Below are 19,924 nucleotides of genomic sequence, written 5' to 3'. Positions count from 1 at the left end.
TTAGACCAGAACTTTTCCGAGAAAAGAACGCAGCCGCTCATGACTGGTGTTGTCGAATAGCTCCTTGGGGCTTCCTTCGGCCATAATTACGCCCTGGTCCATGAAAATGATGCGGTCGGCGACTTCACGGGCAAATCCCATCTCGTGCGTGACTACAACCATCGTCATGCCTTCCTTGGCCAGATTCTTGATGACGGTCAGCACCTCTCCGACCAGCTCCGGATCGAGTGCGGAGGTCGGCTCGTCAAACAGCATGACTTTCGGATTCATCGCCAGCGCACGGGCGATCGCCACCCGCTGCATCTGTCCCCCCGACAACCTGTCCGGATACACATCTGCCTTGTCTTCCAGCCCGACCTTTTTCAGCAGCTCCAGACCCTGCTTGCGCGCTTCCTCCTGCGCGACCTTTTTCACCTTGACCGGCGCCAGCATGACGTTTTCCAGAACGGTCTTATGCGGAAACAGGTTGAAGCGCTGGAACACCATCCCGACTTCTTCCCTGACCTTGTTAATGTCTGTCTTGGGGTCTGACAAGTCATGCCCGTTGATGACGATCCTCCCGCTGGTCATTTGCTCCAGTTGGTTCAGACAGCGCAAAAAGGTACTTTTTCCCGAGCCCGACGGCCCAATGACACACACGACTTCCTTTTCCGCCACCTGTGTCGTAATTCCTTTCAATACCTGAAGCTCTCCGTAGCTTTTCGTCAAATCGGTCACTTGAATAATCATTGTCATCCCCCTAGTAACGGTAAATGCGTTTTCTGTATCTTTTACATAACTATATTGTACCGCAATAGTTTGAAAATTGCATGAATAGTCTGCAACCTACACCCCATTTTCATTCGGAGGATGTTTCTTTTTTCGTAGCAGATTTGCTTCCTAAGACCCTTTTTGCAGCCCGTCTTTTCACCGATATTGTAAACAACCGAGCCTATTTCACTCCGAGGAGGTAGATATATGCGCAAGAAAAAAGGAATCAGCATCCTCGCCCTGGGTCTTTCCCTGGCTCTGCTCGGCCAGCTGTCACCCGTATCGGGAGTTTTTGCTCCTGTCGCTGCCGCACAGCAAGTTGCAGTCAAATCGGTGTCCACGTATGGCATCCAGCTCGGAATGAGCACAGCTCAGGTCGAGCAAAAGCTGGGCAAGCCCGCACGCAAAGACCCAAGCCACACCGGAGTAGAATGGTGGATTTACAACCAAGATTTGAACAACTACATCCAGGTCGGCATCCAAAACGACAAAGTCGTCACCCTGTTTACAAACGGAGCAAAAACCAACATCGGGGGAATCACGATCGATTCCACCACCAAAGCCTTGCAGGATGCGTGGGGAGCGCCGCAAAGCACCTTGACCATTACCCCGTCATTGCGCATCCAGGACAATACGCTCAAGCACCCGACCTATATCCATAACGGTCAGGTCATCACCTTTTCCATCGATCAACTGGGCGGCAACAAAGTGGCAGGTGTCCGCATCTCCACACCGGAGCACTTCGCCACAATCGCCATGGGCCTGATGTACCCGATTGTCTATACACAATTGCCGGCACAGCCAAAGCTGACAGACGCCCAGATCAAGCAAGCCGCCATTGCTTATGAGAAAGAAAATTTCGATTTGCTGAACGTAGCACGGCTGCGTGCCAAATTGCCTGTCCTGACTTGGGACGAGCAGGTAGCGGCCGTCGCCAGGGCGCACAGCAACGACATGGCGCAACACAACTACTTCAGCCATCACTCACCGACAACCGGGAGCCCGTTTGACCGCCTGAAAAAAGCAGGCATCCGCTACAGCTACGCGGGCGAAAACATCGCCTACGGCCAACTGGACGGGATCGAAGTCCATATGGGCTGGATGAACTCCTCCGGTCATCGGCAAAATCTGTTGAATCCAAACTACAGGCAGTTGGGCGTCGGCGTCGTCATCAAAGACGGCCAGCCGTTCTACACGCAAAATTTCATCAGGAAATAATCGCGCAAAAAAGACACGCCAGCACGAATGCCATGGCGTGTCTTTTTGTTGCCAAAATGGAAGTTACTTCTGCGCAGCCGCGTTCGCAGCAGGAGCTGGCGGCGGAGCCTGACCCTCTTCGGAAAAGAACGGGATGACGACCAGACTGAGGATGAAAAACAAAATCCAGACGAGCCCCCGCTTGAAAATGCACGGTGTCAGCATCGGGTCAACCCCTTCCAAAAAACACTTCTTCTATAACAATACGCTTCCCTCCCCTGCGCCCGTTTATACTTTTTCTCACAGAAAAACCCGGTTTCGCCCAGAAGATCGATGAAGTCCGCGACGGCTTCTTTATGGACAGATGTCAGCCTTGCTTTTGCAAAGGCAGCGAGTAGTGCTCTTTCTGAGACTTGCTGTTTTTGGCAAACAGACAGGCAGCGGCGAAGACCACCAGGAACGCTCCCATCAGCCAAAACATCGTCCACGGCTCCCACAGCTCCATGAGCAAACCGTTGACGTTTGGCGCAAGAATGCTCGCTACCCCAAAGTTGATTCCCGCTATAATCCCCGCAGTCGGCACCATGGCCGCAGGCAAAATATCGGCCGAATAGGCCAGACCGAGCGAATAGAAAGACCCGACGGCCGCCCCGGCAATCCCGAGCAGCAGCATCATCAGCCAGACGTTCTCCCCGGCCAGCGGGAACAGGAAAAAGGCAATGCTTCCGACGATGGCACAGGTGAGCATCACTTGTCTGCGCCCGATCCGGTCGCTCAGTGTCCCCAGCGGCATTTGCAAAATAATGCTGCCCACCACGAACGATGGAAGAATCAGGGAAACCCATTCCAGCGACAAGCCTGTGCGCAATGCATAGACCGGAAAGCTGCCGTTGAGCGACGTCTCCATGAACCCGTATAAAAAGGAAGGAATCAGCGACAGCCAGCCGATGCGCAAAACGGTAGCGTATTTGTTTTGCTTCTTTTCCGTTTGCTTGAGCTGTTCGGGATATTCGTTTTGAATCCGCGACAAAAGCAAAATGGCAATGGCGTACAAAAACAGCAAAACGCCAAAAGGAACCCACAGCCCAAGCGGCAGCAGATTCAAGCCAAGCGGCCCGATGCTAAAGCCTACGCCGTACGCCAGCCCGTACAAGGACAGGTCGCGTCCCCGCGTTTCTGGCGCGGCAATTTTTGTCACCCACATCTGACTGGAGTAATGCAGGGCGGTGTCGCCAATCCCCATCAGCAAGCGTAAAACAAACCAGACAGCCAGGTGGCTGAACAGCGGAATCAGTGCCGTTGCAATCGTGAGCAGCAGCATTCCCCACAAAATCGTGGAACGGTAGCCGATTCGCCTGAGCGGACTTTCCAGCAAAGGCGAGGCGATCACCATTCCCACATACAAAGCGGCGGCGTTCAGTCCGTTTATGACCGACGAGACGCCCTGCTTTTCCAAAAGCACAGCCAAGAGCGGAATGCTCAAGCCTTGGCTCAAGCCCGATATGGCCACAACCAGAATCAACACCCAAAAGGTATATCTCGATGAAGACATGGTGTTGAAGCTCCTTTCCCCTAAATCCTCTATCCATTCACTTTAACGTAAAAGACTCCCCTGTTGAAGCTGGTACATTTTTTGATACAGTCCATCCTGTGCCATCAGTTCGTCATGTGTTCCCCGCTCTACGATTTCTCCACGGGACAAAACGAGAATCTGGTCGGCGTGCTGGATGGTTGACAAACGGTGGGCGATGATAAACGTCGTTCGCCCGCGCGACAGGACGTGCAGCGCTTCCTGGATCGCAAGCTCCGTTTCGCTGTCGATGCTCGCCGTCGCCTCGTCAAGAATCAATATCGCCGGATCGGCCACCAGTGCCCGCGCAAATGAAATGAGCTGCCGCTGTCCCGCTGACAACGTCATGCCGCGCTCGACAACAGGCTCGTCGTACCCTTGCGGCAGGCGCGTAATAAATTCGTCGGCCCGCACTGCCTTGGCGGCCTGCACGACTTTTTCATCGGAAATCGCGTCGTTGTACATGCGAATGTTGAAGCCAATGCTGCCCGTAAACAAAAACGGGTCTTGCAGCACCAGCCCGATATGACTGCGCAGCGAGTGCGTGTCGATCTGGCGCATGTCTTTTCCGTCGATCAGGATGCGCCCTTTTGTCACCGGATAAAAGCCGAGCAGCAAGTTCATCAGCGAGCTTTTGCCCGACCCGGTATGGCCGACGAGCGCAATCGTCTGGCCCGGCTTCGCGGTGAACGAGACGTTTTTCAGCACGTACTCCTCTTCGTTGTAGGCAAACGACACCTGGTCGAACACCACTTCCCCGCGCGGCCGCGCGATTGGCTCTCCGGCTTTCGGCGATTCGACCGCCGTGTCCAAAATATCGAAGACGCGTGTCGCCGAGATCGTCGCCTGCTGCATTTGCGACAGACGGTTCATAATCATGTTGATCGGCTCGAAAAAGCGGCCCATGTAATCGACGAAAGCAAACAGCGCCCCGAACGAAATGACGCTGTGAAACGACGCCGAGCCGTAGTACCAGATAATCAAGGTCAGGGCGATTTTCCAGATCAGATCGACAGCGGGCCGCAGCAGAAGCGACTCCAGGTTGATTTCCTTCATCCGCACCTTGAAGTAGCTTTCGTTCACCTGCGCGAACTCTTTTTGCACGCCTTCCTCGCGGCGAAACGCCTGGACAATCGCCATGTTCTGGATCATTTCGTTGATCGTCGCGTTCATGTCGCCGAGCTTCGCCCGAATCACTGCGTAGTAGCGGGAGCTGTACTTTTGATAGAAGTAAACCAGAAGCGCAAGCAGCGGCACCGTCAGACAGCAAAACAGCGCCAGCTGCGGCTGGAGCACGAACAGCGCGATCAAAATTCCGATCAAATAAATGCCATTTTGCACAAATGTGGCCAGCACGCTCACGTACAGCTCGCGAATCGCCTCGGTGTCGTTGCTCACGCGGGAGACGAGAGAGCCAACCGGCGTCTTGTCAAAAAAGGACACAGGCAGCTTTTGCAAATGCACGAACAGCTTCATCCGCATCTGCTGAATGATGCGCTGGGCAATCGTTTGCAGCCACAAAATCTGCACGTAGTTAAAGCCTGCCGACAGCAAAATCAGCGCTCCGTACCCGACCGACAGCCAGATGATCGGCTGCACGTCGTTTTGGTACATCGCCAAAACTTCTTCGCCCGTCAGGCGGATTCCTGTCGGGGCCGCACTCGTTCCCGCCGCATCGCCAGCCGTCACCGCAAAGCGCTCCCGGCCATTTTCCGGCTCAATCGGCGTGAACTGCTTCTCGCCATTTTGCTCGATTTTTCCCTCGATCAAGTAATACGTCGTGCCTTCCGCAACGACGGTCACTTCGTTCGCCTGGATGCTGCCGGGTGTCAAGCCCGCATCGGCCAGCATATCTTCCCGTACATAGTAGCGATCGTTTATCGCCACCGCCACGTCCTTTTGCACCTGCGGCTTTTCTGCAAACTCGTACCAGGGCTTCTGGATGGCGAGAATGTGGTTGTCGATCATCACCTTCGCCAGAAACGGTCCCGCCAGCTCCGCACTCGTCCCGAGCAGAAGCAGGATCAGCGCTCCCGCTATTTGCTTCTGAAACGGCCGGGCAAACGCGGCCAGCCGCTTCCATACCTGTTCTTTTCCCACGAAACGCTCTCCCCCTCTTCGCGGCCTAGCCGGCAACATCCCGCTCCATTTGCTGCCTGCGATACTGCTCCGCATACCAGCCATTTTGCTGCATCAGCTCATCATGTGTTCCCCGCTCGACAATCCGCCCTTCGTCCAGCACGAGAATCAGTTCGGCGTGCTGCACGGCAGACAGGCGGTGCGCGGTAATAATCGTCGTTTTATGGGCACGCTCCTCGCGCAAATGACGCAAAATCGCCTCTTCCGTCCGGGCGTCAACAGCCGACAAGGAATCGTCGAGAATGAGGATGCCTGCATCGAGCAGCAAAGCTCTGGCGATGGAAACCCGCTGTTTTTGCCCGCCTGACAGCGTCACGCCCTTTTCGCCCACCATCGTTTGCAGGCCATCGCGGAACTGGGCCAGATCATTGTCCATTTCCGCCAGCTTGAGCGCGTGCAGAATCTCCGCCTCGGTCGCTTGCGGCCTTCCAAATGCCACGTTTTCCGCAATCGTCCGCGAGAACAGCAAATGCTCCTGCGGCACATAGGCGATTTTTTCCCGCAGCGCGGCAAAGGACAGCTGTTCAATCGGCACGCCGCCGACAAACAGCGACTGCTCCTTCAACTCGTATTGATGCAACAGGGCGCGGCACAGCGTCGACTTGCCGCTCCCCGTCCGCCCGACAATGCCCAGCGTCTCGCCTTCCCCAAGCGAAAAGGTGATGTCCGTGAGCGCAGGCTTTTCACTGCCCGGATAGGCAAAAGAAAACTGACGGGCTTCTACCGTATTCGGCGTCTCGGCTGTCACCGGATGGGCGGCTTCCTGCACATCCGGCTGTTCCTCCAACAGCTCGGAGAGGCGCTTGTGCGATGCTCCGCCGCGCTGCAGCACGTTGACCAGCCAGCCAAAAGCGAACATCGGCCAGATCAAAAGCCCCAGGTACAGGTTGAAAGCGACCAGATCGCCCAACGAAATCGCACTCGTAAAGACGAGGTATGTGCCATAGCCAAGTCCGATCAGGAAGCTGAAGCCGATAATGATCCCAATCGTCGGCTCGAACAGCGCGTCGATCCGCGATACGCTCACGTTGCGCTCCAGCGTTTTTTCACTGACCCGGCGGTAGGCTTCAATGTCTTCCTTTTCCTGCACAAACGCTCGCAGCACACGCACACCGGAAACCGATTGCTGTACGTGGTCGTTCATCTCGCCAAACGCTTCCTGGGCGAGATAAAAGCGCTCGTGCAGCAGTCTGCCGTAGTAGGCGGTGGACCAGGCCAAAAAAGGCATCGGGATCAGCGCCGCCAACGTCAGCTTCCAATCGATGACCGTCACCATGACACCGAGCGTCAGCAGTGTCATAAACAGCGAATCGACCAGTGTAAGCACGCCTGTACTGGCCGTCTGTTCAATCGCCGGAATGTCGTTCGTTGCGACCGCCATCAAGTCACCGCTGCGCCTGCGATGGTAAAACGACGGCGTCATCCGCGTCAGGTGCGCAAACAGACGCTCGCGCAAAATTCGCTCCAAAATCAGCGCACCGCCGTTGAGCAAGTACCGCCAGGCAAAGCGCATCACGTACAGACCGACACCGAGCGCAAGCAGAATCGCAACCGTCCTGGTCAAGTCCTGCGGCGTCAAGGAGCTGTTGCGCATCGCATCGACCGTCTCTCCGATCAGACGTGGCGGCCAAAGCATCAGGACGTCGATGAGAAACAAAAACAGGATACCGATTGTGTACCGTTTCCAGTACGCGCGAAAAAACCACGATAGCTCCTTGAGTGTATGCAAGCAGATCCCCCTCCAAATCATGGGCACCGTAATTGTACAATTATATATAAAAAAGGCCGCGCGCATCACGCAGCCCCTTTGTTGCTTCCTACATCGTAATTTACTGAATTTTCTTTGTCAATCCAACATTTTTAGCTGCGTCTGGCCAGCCATTCTTCCTTTAACATGCTGTACACCGCATGGTCGACGAAATGGTCGTACAAAAACTCGTTGCGGCGCAGGATGCCTTCCAAATGAAAGCCCAGCCGCTCCGGGATCGCCCTGCTCCGGTAATTTCCCGTCGCCGCCTGAATCGTCACCTTTTCCAGCCCCCACGAGCCGAAAATGAGATGGTCCATGTACGCCGCCACTGCCTTTGTCATCAGTCCCTTGCCCTGGAACTGGGCGCCGAGCCAATAGCCGATTGCCGTTTTCCTGTTGATCCAGTCAATATTATGTACGCCCAGCGTTCCGGCCAGCCGTCCGTTGTGCCAGATTCCGTAGTGAATGCCCTGGTTGTCGTTATGCTGCTGGATCGTTCGCTGGATAAAATGGCTCGTATCCTCGACACGCTGCGTAAAATCCAGCCACGGCAGCCACTCCTTCAGGTAGGGTCTGTTCGTATCCGTAAGCCAGAACATTTCGGCAGCATCGGACAGCTCCAGCTGTTTGAGAAATGTCTCCTCATCAAGCGGTATCATTCTCATGCAAAAAGCCCTCCTTGTATTCATGTAGATGCAGCGGCTAAAGACTGGCAAACGACTGCTTACGCTCGATTATGCGACCCGAGCCATTATTTGGCAAGCAGTACGGTCATTTTTGCGCAAAAAAGCGCCGCCAGCGAACTGGCAGACGCTCATGGACGTGATTATTGTTTGCTTTTTGCGATCTCTTCCGGTTTGAAAATGCCTGTCTCCGTCACAATTGCCGTAATGTACGCAGCTGGCGTCACATCAAACGCCGGATTGTACACCTTGATGCCATCCGGTGCCACCTGTTTGCCCAGGCCGTGCGTGATTTCCTCGGCCGGACGTTCCTCAATCGGAATGTCCGCGCCCGTCGGTGTTGCCAGGTCGACAGAGGACAAGGGAGCTGCCACGTAAAAAGGAATGCCGTGCGCTTTTGCCAAAACAGCTACCCCGTACGTGCCGATTTTGTTGGCGACATCGCCGTTCGCCGCCACGCGGTCTGTTCCGACGACGACCGCTTGCACTTTGCCTTGCGCCATCACCATCGCCGCCATGTTGTCGCAAATCAGCGTGACGTCGATCCCTGCTCGCTGCAGTTCATACGCGGTCAGACGAGCGCCTTGCAAAACGGGGCGAGTCTCGTCTGCGTACACTTTCAGATTCCAGCCGCGTTCCTTGGCCAGATAGAATGGAGCCGTTGCCGTTCCGTACGCTGCCGTAGCGAGCGCCCCCGGATTACAGTGCGTGAGAACGCCCATGCCGTCTTGCAGCAGCGTCAGCAGATGCTCCCCGATTGTCCGGCACACCTCCGCGTCTTCCGCTTGAATCGCCAGCGCTTCGTTGAGTACAGCGGCTTTCAGCTCTGCGATGGACAGGGCAGCGTCTTTTTCTTTTTCCACGCGCGCCTTGATCCGGTCGAGCGCCCAGAACAGGTTGACAGCCGTAGGGCGGGATGTGCCCAGGTAGTCTGCCTGGCGGTTCAGCTCCTGCCAAAACTGTTCGTACGTCTGTGCCTCGCTGTCGCGAATCCCCAGGTACAATCCATACGCTGCGGCCATGCCGATTGCCGGCGCGCCGCGCACTTCCAGGCGGCGAATGGCGCCCCATACTTCTTCTGCAGTCGTCAGGTGCAAGTAAATCGTCTCTACTGGCAACCGCGTCTGGTCGAGCAAGACGAGCACATCGTCTTCCCACTTGACTGGCGTGATTTGTGTGCTGATTGTCATACTGTCGTTGCCTCCTGATAGTAGCGTGCGGTTACTTGGCGGACGATGTCCGTAATGTCTGTCGATTCTTCGACGGTGGCCCGGCCGAGAATCAGTGCTTCTCCGATTGCCAGCGCCAGTCGCTCGGCTTCTGCCCGTTTTGCATCGTCTGCGATGGTGTTCAGATCAGCCACTCCCGCAAGTCCGATCACGCGGCGCAAAATTTTGCAGCCGGCATAGCCTGCCGTGTCCTGAATCAGTCGCTTCACGTAGCTTTGCCACAAGCCTTCGACGTGAGCGCTGCGCTCTTTTGCCTGCTTGTGCCAGAGCTGAACGAACTGGGAAACAAATTCGTTCCAGACATCTTCCACCGTTTCCAGCAAGTATTCGCGGTAGGAGTCGCGTTCTCCTTGGTCTTCCTGCAATCCGTGCTGGCCAGCGTAGTTGAGCAGCAGGTTGGCGATGACCGCGCCGATGTCGAAGCCGATTGGTCCGTAGTAGGCAAATTCGGGATCGATCACTTTCAGGCTCGTCTCGGTGATGAAAATGCTGCCCGTGTGCAAGTCGCCGTGCAAAAGCGCTTCTGTGCGCGTGAGGAAGTCGTATTTCAGCTTGGCGATTTCCAGCTTGAGCGGCTTGTTGTTCCAGATCGCTTCCACTTCCCGGCGAATCAGCGGGTTGAAGTTATTGGTCTGCGCATTTTCGTACGGGTCGGTAAAGACGAGATCTTCTGTGATTTTGCATAATTCCGGATTTATGAATGTTCCGACGAGTGCTTTTTTGTCGTACGGATGCGCGCCCAAATCCGATGTGTAGAACAAGGTGTGCGCGAGAAAACGACCGATCTGCTTGGCGAATAGCGGGTAGCGGTTTCCTTCAATCAGGCCCTTGCGCATGATCGTATGGTCCCCGACGTTTTCCATGACGGTCAGTGCCAGCTCCTGATCGTAGTGATACACCTCCGGCACGAGATCCGGCACGTATTTGTGCTGAATGCGGAGTGCTTCACTCTCGATTCGGGAGCGGTCGATGGTCAGCGGCCACGATTCGCCCACGACGCGCGCAAACGGAAGCGCCTGCTTCACGATCACTTTTTTTCCGGTAGCCGGTTCCTGAATATCGAACACCAGATTCAGATTCCCATCCCCGATTTCGCGGCTGGTCAACTCGGCCCCTTCCGTAAACAGACCCGGCAAGCCTTTTACGTACTCCACTGCTTCCTGTTCAGTCAATGCGCGGTATGCCATGATTGATTACTCCCCTCGTTTAAGTCGTTGCTCTCTATCTGCAGCAGACTGGTCATATCGTTCAGCCATGCAAAAAACCTCTTTTCCGAAGAAAAGAGGTCGCTGTCGTCACGTACAAATAACGTGTCATGTCCCCCTTATCTTCCAGACCACTTTTGTTTCTGCAGGAATTAGCACCGTGCACGTCGCTGGTTGTTTTCATCGCTGTTCGCGTCAACATAGCGTCGTGTCGGTTGCCGGGTATCATCGGGCCAGTCCCTCCACCTTCTCTGGATAAGGTATCCAAACGTATGCGGTTTTGATTTAGTTTGAATCATACAACCTGGGGTTCTGCGATGTCAACATTCTTTTTTGCAAAAACGGTTCGCCCTTTACCAGCTTTTTTGTGTCCCCGATGCGGCGGGGCGGTCCCAGTTCCACCAGTCGATTTTCCCGACAAATGCGGCGGTAATCGCCTTTTCCTCCTTGAGCCTAAGCAACTCCTTCGTTGGTCCGGTCAGGACGGCGCCGTAGATGCGCACGCCTTTTTCCTGCAAATAGCGATAGCGCTCCTCGATATGCGGGTCGCCGCCCGGAAGCAGCGCAGAGCCGATGTCGCGCGCCAGGCTTTTTTGCTCGGTCAAATATTTCATCTCGCCCATGAAGGCGGCCATTCGCCGCTCGCTTTCGCCGTTCACCTGAATCGGAGCGGTTCCGTAATCCAGCGCCCGCTCGGCAAAGCCCCAAACATCCCCCGGGCCAAGCAGCAGATTGCCGAGGCCTTCGTCTGCCTGTTTCAACTCCACTCCCGTGTCGACGGCAAACCAGACCGTTTCTTGGCTGTCGCTGATGATATGGCGGGAAACCAGCTTGACGTACTGGTCATACGTCAAGAAGCTGTCAAACGAGATCGCCAGCTGGGAAACCGTTCCCTCCGGCAGCTTTTCCAGCGTTGTCCAGGCAGGCGTGCGCAAATAGGCCGTGTCTTCTTCCGGTTCTCCAGATGACAACGGGTAGCGGAAAAACAGTTTTTGCTCCCTGACGCCACCTGTCCACTCTGGTCTGGCGCTCACGTTCCACAGTACATTCGTGCTCCGAAAGCGGCCAGCGTTTTTGGCCTCTCTGCCAACTTGCTCGCGCAGTTCCATGTCGATGCTGCCGTACAACAGCCCCACCTGCGATCCGCTGCTGCCCACGCTCACGCCCGGCTGGGTAAAATTGACCATGTCCCGCGCCACCCGGAACAAATCGTCATACATCAGCTTGCCCACCCAGCCGTTTACAAGCAGCAAGAGCACACCTGCAAGGCAAGGAATCGCGAAGGCATAAAAGGAGGCCGTCAGCCGGTTTTTCCATTTTCCACGACGGACAATGGCCCGCTGTCTGGCTTCGGACAGTCCTGACGCGGCTTCCGGCCCGCCGTCTGTCCCTTGTTCTTCCCCGAGCAATAACCGTTCCAGCCGCTCGGCGTACTCTTCGTCGTCTGCCAGTTCCTCGCCCAGCTGTTTCGCTTCCTCGCCCGTCAAATCTCCTCTCAGGTAAGCAAGCAGTTTTTGCTCGCGTTCCCCTCCATTTCGACTCGTCATAGCCCTTCCTCCTTCCAAAGTTGTCGCATCTTTTGCCGTCCCCGAAACAGAGAACGCTTGACATCTGCCAGTCCGATTCCCAGCACCTCCGCCATTTCCGCGTAGGAAAACTGCATCGTCGACAGCAAAATCACCTGTCGCTGCTTTTCCGGCAGCCGATCCAAACAGGCGGATACCGCCTCCCACAGCTCCTGATTCACGAGCTGCTCAGCGGGATCGACTGCGGAAGCATCCAGCCGATCCGGCACGCTCCCGACGTAATCGACTGGCCGCCGCTTCTGTTTGCGATGCCAATCCACGAAGGCGTGGTAGGCCACCTTGAACAGCCACGGCCGCACTTTTTCCCCGTGATAGTCCTCCAGGGAGGCAAACGCGCGAAAAAAAGTCTCCTGCGTCAAATCTTCCGCCTGCCTCTGATCGCGTGTGAGCCGGAAAAGATAGCGGTATATATCGTTTACGTGCAACTGGTACACGTCCTCCAAGCCTACTTTCCCAATGTCTCCACACCCTTTCATCCCATACCACGCACGCTGTGTAAAAAAGTTTCACTTACTCCCTCCTTCTCCCTGTGAGCAGATGCACATTCCCGTAAAAAACAAAGATTGACTCGGGAAACGAGAAGGCATATCATGGGGGTATCGCACACGGATCGATGTCGTGTGAACCATATTCACTCTTATCGCGAGCTGGCTGAGGGACTGGCCCTATGATGCCCGGCAACCGGCGCTATTTTTTGTGTTCGACGAAATAGCGAAACGGTGCTAATTCCAACGGATAAGAGTCGGAGCTGTTGCTTCCGGCTACTGACCCGAGAGATGAGAGGAGACGAGACGTTTTCATAGTCGACAACCGCCTCCCCGCTCAAGTGGGGAGGCTTTTTTACATGTTTCGAAACGATCACGACGGCTTTCAAGCTGCCAAGGAGGACTAGCATGAGTGAGCAACGCATCCTCGTCACCTATTTGACCCAAGCCAAAGACTTGAACAAAAAAGCGGCTGCCATCGCAGTCGGCATGACGGTCGGCTCGTGGACGGACTTGCCCGCCGCCAAGCAGGCAGAGCTGGCGCCGTACCTGGGCGAAGCGGTCAGCGCCACTCCGCTGGAAACATTGGAAAACGGGGATGTACGCGGGCTGATTACCGTCAGCTACCCGACCCGCAACTTCACCAGCGATATTCCGTCGCTTCTGACCGGAATTTTCGGCAAGCTCTCGATGGACGGAAAAATCAAGCTGGTCGACATCGCTTTTCCCGACTCGTTCCTCCAGGCTTTTCCCGGACCGAAGTTCGGCATAGAGGGACTGCGCAGCCGACTGAACGCCCATAACCGTCCGCTCCTGATGAGCATTTTCAAATCTTGCCTGGGCTTGCCGTTTGACGATCTGAAAACGCAATTCAAGGCACAGGCGGCAGGCGGCGTCGATTTGGTCAAAGATGACGAAATTTTCTTCGCAGACGACCGCGCGCCGTTTTTGGAGCGCATCCGGGCGTTCAAAGAGATTGCTCGGGAAACCGAAGCCGAGACAGGCAAGCCAGTCCTCTACGCCGCCAACCTGACTGGCCCGATCAACGAGCTGAATGAAAAAGCAAAACGCGCAGTCGAAGCTGGCGCCGACTGCCTGCTGTTCAACGTGCTGGCCTTCGGCTTCGATGCCTTGCACCGTCTGGCAGCCGATCCGGATGTCAACGTCCCGATCATGGCGCACCCGGCGCTCGCAGGCGCGTACTATCCGTCGCCTGACTACGGCATCGCCACACCGCTTCTGCTCGGCACCTTGATGCGAATCGCCGGAGCAGACCTGGTGCTGTTCCCGTCCCCGTACGGCAACGTTGCGCTGGACAAAACCGAGGCATTGCAGCTCGCCCAAAACCTGACGACACCGCTTGCGGGCGTGCGCCGCTCGTTCCCGGTTCCGTCCGCAGGCATTCATCCCGGACTCGTACCGCAACTGTATCAGGACTTTGGCCTCGACCAAATCGTCAACGCGGGCGGCGGCATCCACGGCCACCCCGGCGGCGCAACAGCAGGAGCGAAGGCGTTTGTCGATGCGATCGCAGCCGTCACTGCCGGACACAGTCTGGCCGAAGCCGCTGCCGGATCGCCGGAGCTTGCCGTCGCCCTGGAAAAGTGGGGTGGCGCACGATGAGCAAAAAGCTCGTACTGTTCTGCGATTTCGACGGAACGATTACGGAAAAGGACAACATCGTCGCGATTGTGAAAAAGTTCGCTCCCCCCGAATGGGAAGCGATCACCGAACAAATTTTATCGCAACAAATAAGTGTGCAGGAAGGCGTCGGCAAGCTGTTTCAGCTGCTGCCCTCCTCGCTGCGTCAGGATATTGTGGACTACATCGTCCAGGAGGCTACGATTCGCCCCGGCTTCGCCGACTTCGTCCGCTTTTGCCGCGAGGAAGGCATCGAGCTTCTGATTACGAGCGGCGGCATCGACTTTTTCGTCCAGCCGATTCTCGCTCCGTTTGACCTTGGCGGTGTTCCGATCTACTGCAACGGCAGTGACTTCTCCGGCGAGAACATCACGATCACGTGGCCGCACTCCTGCGACGAGCACTGCACAAACGGCTGCGGCATGTGCAAGACGACCATCATTCGCCGCTACGACCCTGCCACTCACTATCGCGTCGTCATTGGCGACTCGATCACGGACCTGGCTGGCGCAAAAATCGCAGATTACGTCATCGCCCGCTCCTTCCTCGCCGAGAAGGCGAAGGAGCTTGCACTTTCGCATAGCACATTTGCGACCTTCCACGACGTGATTGGCACACTGACGGAACTGAAACAGGAGGTTGTCTGATCCATGACCGCAACACTCGAACAACGTCTGGACGCTTTTCGCCGTCTGGACGACGTCAAGCTGACCTTTGCCCGCCGGGACTGGTTTCCCGGCACCAGCGGCAATCTCTCGATCAAAATCCAGGATGAGCCGCTGCAATTTGCCGTAACCGCAAGCGGCAAAGACAAGACCAAGCTGTCGCCGGAAGACTACCTGGTGGTCGATGGAGATTCCCGCCCTGTAGACGCGACTTCGCTCAAGCCGTCCGCAGAGACGTTGATCCACGCCGTCGTCTATCAAAAGTTTCCGCAGGCAGGCGCCTGCTTCCACGTGCACACGGTCTGGAACAACCTCATTTCCGAGCTGTACTTCGGCCAGCGCGCCTTCTCCATCCAGGGGCAAGAGCTGATTAAAGGCTTGGGCATTTGGGAGGAAAACGCCCGGATCACGGTTCCGATTGTTGAAAACTTTGCCGATATTCCGACACTCGCTGCTGCGATTGAAAAAGTCATCACCCCGGAAATTCCGGGTGTGCTTATCCGCAATCACGGCATTTACGCCTGGGGCGGCAACGACTTTGAGGCAAAGCGCCACCTGGAAGCATTTGAATTTTTGTTCGAGTACCACGCCCGCTGGCTGCAGTTGCGCCAAGCTGTCGTGTCCACTACAACCAATTAATCAAGGAGGTATGCAAGATGGCACAAATCCGTTTTCACGACACGAACGAGTACATTTCCGCACCGGAGGAAGTCATTTCCTTTTTGAACAGCCAGGAGATCATTTACGAAAAATGGGGCGTAGACCGCCTCGATCCGAAGCACCGCGACAACTACAGCCCGACCGAGGAAGAAAAGCAGGAAATTCTCGACGCCTTCAAGCCGGAGATCGAAGCAATCAGCAAACGCCGCGGCTACCTGACGGCAGACATCGTCGTTCTCTCCGACCAAACCCCTAACCTCGATGAGCTGCTCGTGAAATTCAAAAACGAGCATCATCATACCGACGATGAGTGCCGCTTCTGCGTGGACGGCCACGGCATTTTCGCCATCAAGGGCAAAGACGGACGCTACTTCGACGTCGAGCTTGAGCCAGGCGACCTGATCTCTGTACCGCCTAACTTCCGTCACTACTTCACGCTGATGGACGACCGCAAAATCAAGGCAATCCGCCTGTTCGTCACACCTGCGGGCTGGGAAGCCATCTACTAATACTGAAAGCACCCTTAACCGTTCCATGGCGAAAGGGTGCTTTTCCTTTTTCGGCTCACTTGATAACGCCATTGCTTTTAATCGACACCTCCGGCACAAAACGGACATCGGCTTTGGCAAATGCCGCTGCCCAATCATCCTGCACCTTTTTCCACGCCTCGTACTCGTAGGCGCGGGCGTACACGCCAAAGCCAAACGGGTCTGTCCCGTTCTCCTGGCACTTTTTGACCAGACGTGTGAACTCTTTTCGCAGTTCCTCCACAATCATCTTCTGCATTTTTTTGTAATCCTTTTCCATGTCGAATGGAAACTGCCTTTCAGCGATGTCTACAAGCAATCGCAACTTCACGTCAAAACGGAACTGGTTGTTGCGATAGCTCACCTTCACATCGCGATTGGTGCCTCTTAAAAAAAAGCTGAGCCTGTCCTTGACGATTTTCTTGCGGTCATCCTGAATCGGAAGCGGAATGGTCATGGAAGTCTCACCCTCCCTTTCGTGCAAGAACATTTGCAAAAGCATCGTATCTCTGGACTCAAGCAATCCTGCGTACGTTCCGTCGTGTCTCAGCAGCGCCGTGCCCATAATCTTGACAGCACGGTCCAATTTGATTTCCGTTAGTACAGCCGTCTCTCCTTTTTCCACCATTTGCCGATGAAATTCCTGTACCCTTGTCTTGACCGTCAAGTTCCGCTGATTGGCTGTATCAATCAGCTTGGTGAGGTGGAGCGGAAGGCGCGGTTTATCTATAGGGTCAAAAGCGAACAACTCCGCGAGCGGACCGTCAAAAACCACCACCCGCGCATTGACCGAGAAGCGGGCATCCCGAAACATGACGTCCATCAGTTGGAACCAGTGCGGATGCTCCAGCAGTTTTTTTCCGATCACAAACACCTGGATTTTCCCGGACAGGGTCAAAGCTGTTGCCATCTCGTCAAACCTTCCTCTCGCCTGGCGCATCGAATCCGCCTTGACCCCGTACTCCTCTTCATTCAGTCTTGCTTCCCTGCTAAACACCGGACTGGACAAGTAGAAGATTAGCTCATTTTTTTCATTGAGATCGATCCCCGTCATCAGCGTGATCGTCGCATCCTCCAGAATGATCTGGTCTACGCAGCCTGTCAGGGATACGACCATGCAGAAAAGAAGCAGAATTCGCCCATACAATCTCATGCCTTTCTCTCCTCTGACGGCCTTCGCAAAAGCCAGATGGGCACTACAGCCAAAGCGGGCAGGGCGTAGCCAAACACAATCCCGCCGAAGCTCCAGAGCTCCGTCAGCTTCTTCAGGTCGATAAAGTTTGGCGTATACAACCATAGTGCCAGGACGATCAACAGCAAAAAGATAGCCAGATGCTTGCGGTGGTCGACCGTCCCCATCATTTGGCTTGTCGAGAAGACCGTGAAATAAAGATAAGGAAAGCTGGTTGTCGACAAGTAGAACAGATAGAAGGCCAGGAAAATAATATCCATCCGCTCCAGAAAGCGATATTCAATGACCTTCCATAAATTCAGCGTCGGCCACGTATACTGCGTGATTTCATCCGGACTGAAAAACGTGTAGCTAAATAAAGTGATGTGCAAAAAAATCAGCATCGACAATGTGTTGGCCACGATGATCCCAAGCGAAGCATATTGCTTTCTTTGCAAAAAAGGATAGAGAAAAAAGGCCAGCTCAAAGCCCAAAAAAGACAAGATCGTCGATTTGGTTCCCGTCACAATCGGTCCTAAGCCTTCCTTCACAATCGGGAGCAAGTAGAGCCATTTCGTGTGGGGCATTGCCGTCATCAGCACAACCGGCATCCACAGTGTCATATAAAAGATCAGCTCTGCATAGCGTCCAAGCACGCGCAGGCCGCCCTGGATAATCATGTAGCACGGGATCGCCAAAAAAATGGTGACGACATATCCGGGCGTCCTGGAGAGAATCCACGAATTGATAATCGCCGCCGTATGGGTAATAACCGTCACGGCTGCCACTGCACAGTAGAGGGCGATTAGAACTATGCATGCTTTGCCCAGCCATTTCCCGAAAAATAGTGTGAGCAGATCGTTGATCGTTTTATCGGGATAGCGCTTCATGATGCTGATAATGAGCAGGCTGGCAATCACCGCCAAGGCCCAGCCCAATATAATCGAAATCCAGCCGTCCGTCCCTGCCACCTCCGCCAACTCGCGCGGCATCGACAATACGCCAATCCCTACCTGTGCGCCGTGAATCAAAAAAATGTACTGGAAGACCGTCAGTTCGTTAAAGGCATACCTTTTCATTTCCCATCTCCTCTTGGGCGGTTATCCCCCTGCCTTTTGGATTGAATGACTCTGGAGCTGACCGGCCGATCTTTCATGCTCCAGAGAGGCAAGCGCACAAAGAAATCTTTCCAGTCACTGAAACGAACAGGCGCCAGCGGGCTTCCGTACGGGACACCGAGCGATTCGAGCTGGATCAGATGGCCGATCAAGCCCATCAGCCCGACGATAATCCCCACGATGCCAAACAAAGCAGCCAGCCCCATCATGAGAAAACGGAGCAGTCGGACTGCTGCCCCCATATCGGAATTCGGGATAATAAACGAGGAGATGGCGGTAAACGCGACCACAATTACCATGATGTTGCTGACAACCCCCGCCTGTACCACCGCCTGTCCAATGACGATCCCCCCGACGATCCCCACAGTCTGTCCAATCGGCGCAGGCAGCCTGACCCCTGCTTCCCGCAGCATTTCCAGTGTCAGCTCCATAATCATCGCTTCAAGCAAAGGCGGAAAAGGCACTCTCTCCCGCGACTCCCCCACAGATAAAATCAGGTCGAGCGGAATCACCTCGTAGTTGAACGAAATCAGGGCGATATAGACAGCCGGGAGAAAGGTGGCGATGAGAAAAGCCATCCCGCGCAACATGCGAATAAACGTCGCGACAAGCCAGCGCGTGCTGTAATCGTCCACGCTTTGAAAAAAGGCAGAAAACGTAGCAGGGCCGACGAGGACGCTGGGTGAACGGTCTACCATGACGACGATCTTGCCCTGTAAAATATGCGAGGCTGCCGAATCAGGGCGCTCCGTTACCATGAACTGCGGAAAAGGGGAAAACGGGTTGTCTTCAATCAGCTCCGCCAGCTCGCCTGAATTGAGAATCGTGTCAATCCTGATGAGCTTGATCCGGTCCTCCATCTCCTGCAAAACCTCCGGGTGAACGACATCCCGCAAATACAGGACCGACACCCGGGTAGCCCCCCTGTCCCCTACCAAAAACTCCTTGATCTTCAATTCCCGGTTGGGCAAGTAACGGCGGATGAGAGCAATATTTTGAATCGCTGTCTCCACAAAGCCCTGGTGGGCACCCTTCAGGGCTGCTTCCAGTTGCGGTTCCTCGATCGCCCGCTGCGGCCAGCCGTGTGTCTCCAGAACGAACGCCTCGTTGCGCCCTTCTACGAGCATGATGCAGCTACCCTCGAAAATCTCCTTTTCAACCGTGGCAAAATCGTAGGCGACCGTGACCTCCCCCACCGAGATCCGGTCCAGAATTTTTGCATCTCCCCTCGCCTGCTGTTTCAGCAAGGGCCGCAATATATTGTTGTTAATGGAGTTTTTGTCGACCAGCCCGGTCAAATATACGATTGCTGCCGTCCCTTCAACAAAACTGCTTTCAAACGTGCGAATTACCAGGTCAGGGGTCAGCGTGAATATGTTCTGCAGTTCGGCGATATTTTCACTCAGGCTGTTGCTCAAAGGGCGGGCAGGAAACGACTGAATTCTGTCTTTGGCCGATACCCTTTTTCTTCTCAGCCATCCTCTCAACGTCATCTCGAACCATTCCCATCCTCTGCTAGTATGTTCTATTAGCGTTCGTGACAACTTT

General features: G+C 55.0%; 18 protein-coding genes and 2 riboswitches. Of the genes, 5 read left to right on the top strand and 13 right to left on the bottom strand.

The window, feature by feature from the left end; translation table 11 throughout:
• The gene (locus EDM57_RS20320) at positions 1-729 is read right to left on the bottom strand and encodes an amino acid ABC transporter ATP-binding protein (RefSeq protein ID WP_122906516.1); all 729 of its coding nucleotides are present in this window, start codon (positions 727-729) and stop codon (positions 1-3) included.
• Positions 730-957: 228 nt separating this feature from the next.
• On the opposite strand from EDM57_RS20320, the gene EDM57_RS20315 reads away from it, so the two are divergent.
• Positions 958-1,968, top strand: coding sequence for a CAP domain-containing protein (locus EDM57_RS20315; RefSeq protein ID WP_122906515.1), 1,011 nt, complete (start codon positions 958-960; stop codon positions 1,966-1,968).
• A 63-nt stretch (positions 1,969-2,031) separates the two neighbouring features.
• On the opposite strand, the gene EDM57_RS23475 is transcribed toward EDM57_RS20315, so the two are convergent.
• From EDM57_RS23475 to EDM57_RS20275, 9 genes are all read right to left on the bottom strand, one after another.
• Complete coding sequence (locus EDM57_RS23475) at positions 2,032-2,172, bottom strand: hypothetical protein (RefSeq protein WP_170163485.1); 141 nt, start codon at positions 2,170-2,172, stop codon at positions 2,032-2,034.
• A 142-nt stretch (positions 2,173-2,314) separates the two neighbouring features.
• Positions 2,315-3,499 carry an MFS transporter gene (locus EDM57_RS20310; protein ID WP_122906514.1) on the bottom strand — a complete coding sequence of 395 codons (1,185 nt, stop codon included), beginning with the start codon at positions 3,497-3,499 and terminating at the stop codon, positions 2,315-2,317.
• Positions 3,500-3,541: 42 nt separating this feature from the next.
• A complete protein-coding gene (locus EDM57_RS20305; RefSeq protein WP_122906513.1) occupies positions 3,542-5,617 on the bottom strand; it encodes an ABC transporter ATP-binding protein in 2,076 nt (691 codons plus the stop codon).
• Between the two features lie 25 nt (positions 5,618-5,642).
• A complete protein-coding gene (locus EDM57_RS20300) occupies positions 5,643-7,385 on the bottom strand; it encodes an ABC transporter ATP-binding protein (RefSeq protein ID WP_122906512.1) in 1,743 nt (580 codons plus the stop codon).
• Between the two features lie 131 nt (positions 7,386-7,516).
• Entirely contained in the window at positions 7,517-8,071 is a 555-nt protein-coding gene (locus EDM57_RS20295; RefSeq protein ID WP_122906511.1) for a GNAT family N-acetyltransferase, read from the bottom strand.
• A 161-nt stretch (positions 8,072-8,232) separates the two neighbouring features.
• Complete coding sequence (mtnA, locus tag EDM57_RS20290) at positions 8,233-9,279, bottom strand: S-methyl-5-thioribose-1-phosphate isomerase (RefSeq protein WP_122906510.1); 1,047 nt, start codon at positions 9,277-9,279, stop codon at positions 8,233-8,235.
• Complete coding sequence (gene mtnK / locus EDM57_RS20285; RefSeq protein WP_122906509.1) at positions 9,276-10,505, bottom strand: S-methyl-5-thioribose kinase; 1,230 nt, start codon at positions 10,503-10,505, stop codon at positions 9,276-9,278. The genes mtnA and mtnK overlap by 4 nt, the downstream gene beginning before the upstream one ends.
• 134 nt (positions 10,506-10,639) lie before the next feature.
• Positions 10,640-10,785: riboswitch (SAM riboswitch) on the bottom strand.
• A gap of 91 nt (positions 10,786-10,876) precedes the next feature.
• Entirely contained in the window at positions 10,877-12,070 is a 1,194-nt protein-coding gene (locus EDM57_RS20280; protein WP_122906508.1) for an anti-sigma factor, read from the bottom strand.
• Entirely contained in the window at positions 12,067-12,585 is a 519-nt protein-coding gene (locus tag EDM57_RS20275) for a sigma-70 family RNA polymerase sigma factor (protein ID WP_246005866.1), read from the bottom strand. The genes EDM57_RS20280 and EDM57_RS20275 overlap by 4 nt, the downstream gene beginning before the upstream one ends.
• 158 nt (positions 12,586-12,743) lie before the next feature.
• Positions 12,744-12,892: riboswitch (SAM riboswitch) on the top strand.
• Between the two features lie 110 nt (positions 12,893-13,002).
• Between EDM57_RS20275 and EDM57_RS20270 the strand changes: the two genes are divergently transcribed.
• Genes EDM57_RS20270 through EDM57_RS20255 form a run of 4 tightly spaced genes read left to right on the top strand, consistent with a single transcriptional unit; the run spans position 13,003 to position 16,069 of the window.
• Positions 13,003-14,217, top strand: coding sequence for a 2,3-diketo-5-methylthiopentyl-1-phosphate enolase (locus tag EDM57_RS20270; protein WP_122906507.1), 1,215 nt, complete (start codon positions 13,003-13,005; stop codon positions 14,215-14,217).
• A complete protein-coding gene (locus EDM57_RS20265) occupies positions 14,214-14,882 on the top strand; it encodes a 2-hydroxy-3-keto-5-methylthiopentenyl-1-phosphate phosphatase (RefSeq protein ID WP_122906506.1) in 669 nt (222 codons plus the stop codon). The genes EDM57_RS20270 and EDM57_RS20265 overlap by 4 nt, the downstream gene beginning before the upstream one ends.
• Positions 14,883-14,885: 3 nt before the next feature.
• Positions 14,886-15,539: a methylthioribulose 1-phosphate dehydratase gene (locus EDM57_RS20260; protein WP_122906505.1), complete on the top strand. Its 654-nt coding sequence runs from the start codon at positions 14,886-14,888 to the stop codon at positions 15,537-15,539.
• Between the two features lie 17 nt (positions 15,540-15,556).
• Positions 15,557-16,069, top strand: coding sequence for a 1,2-dihydroxy-3-keto-5-methylthiopentene dioxygenase (locus EDM57_RS20255; protein ID WP_122906504.1), 513 nt, complete (start codon positions 15,557-15,559; stop codon positions 16,067-16,069).
• 55 nt (positions 16,070-16,124) lie between these two features.
• Here the strand turns inward: EDM57_RS20255 and EDM57_RS20250 are convergent, their stop codons facing one another.
• From EDM57_RS20250 to EDM57_RS20240, 3 genes are read right to left on the bottom strand one after another with little or no spacing between them, the layout of a single operon-like run.
• A complete protein-coding gene (locus tag EDM57_RS20250) occupies positions 16,125-17,240 on the bottom strand; it encodes a Ger(x)C family spore germination protein (RefSeq protein WP_122906503.1) in 1,116 nt (371 codons plus the stop codon).
• Positions 17,237-18,337 (bottom strand): GerAB/ArcD/ProY family transporter, encoded by a 1,101-nt coding sequence (locus EDM57_RS20245; RefSeq protein ID WP_122906502.1) that lies wholly within the window; start codon positions 18,335-18,337, stop codon positions 17,237-17,239. The genes EDM57_RS20250 and EDM57_RS20245 overlap by 4 nt, the downstream gene beginning before the upstream one ends.
• Complete coding sequence (locus tag EDM57_RS20240) at positions 18,334-19,869, bottom strand: spore germination protein (RefSeq protein ID WP_122906501.1); 1,536 nt, start codon at positions 19,867-19,869, stop codon at positions 18,334-18,336. Before EDM57_RS20240 ends, EDM57_RS20245 begins: the two co-directional genes overlap by 4 nt.
• Between the last annotated feature and the right edge of the window lie 55 nt (positions 19,870-19,924).

Origin of the sequence: Brevibacillus gelatini (assembly GCF_003710935.1) — a bacterium.
Classification (GTDB): domain Bacteria; phylum Bacillota; class Bacilli; order Brevibacillales; family Brevibacillaceae; genus Brevibacillus; species Brevibacillus gelatini.
The sequence above is the reverse complement of the archived record's forward strand: the minus strand, read 5'-3'. Positions and strand labels throughout refer to the sequence as shown.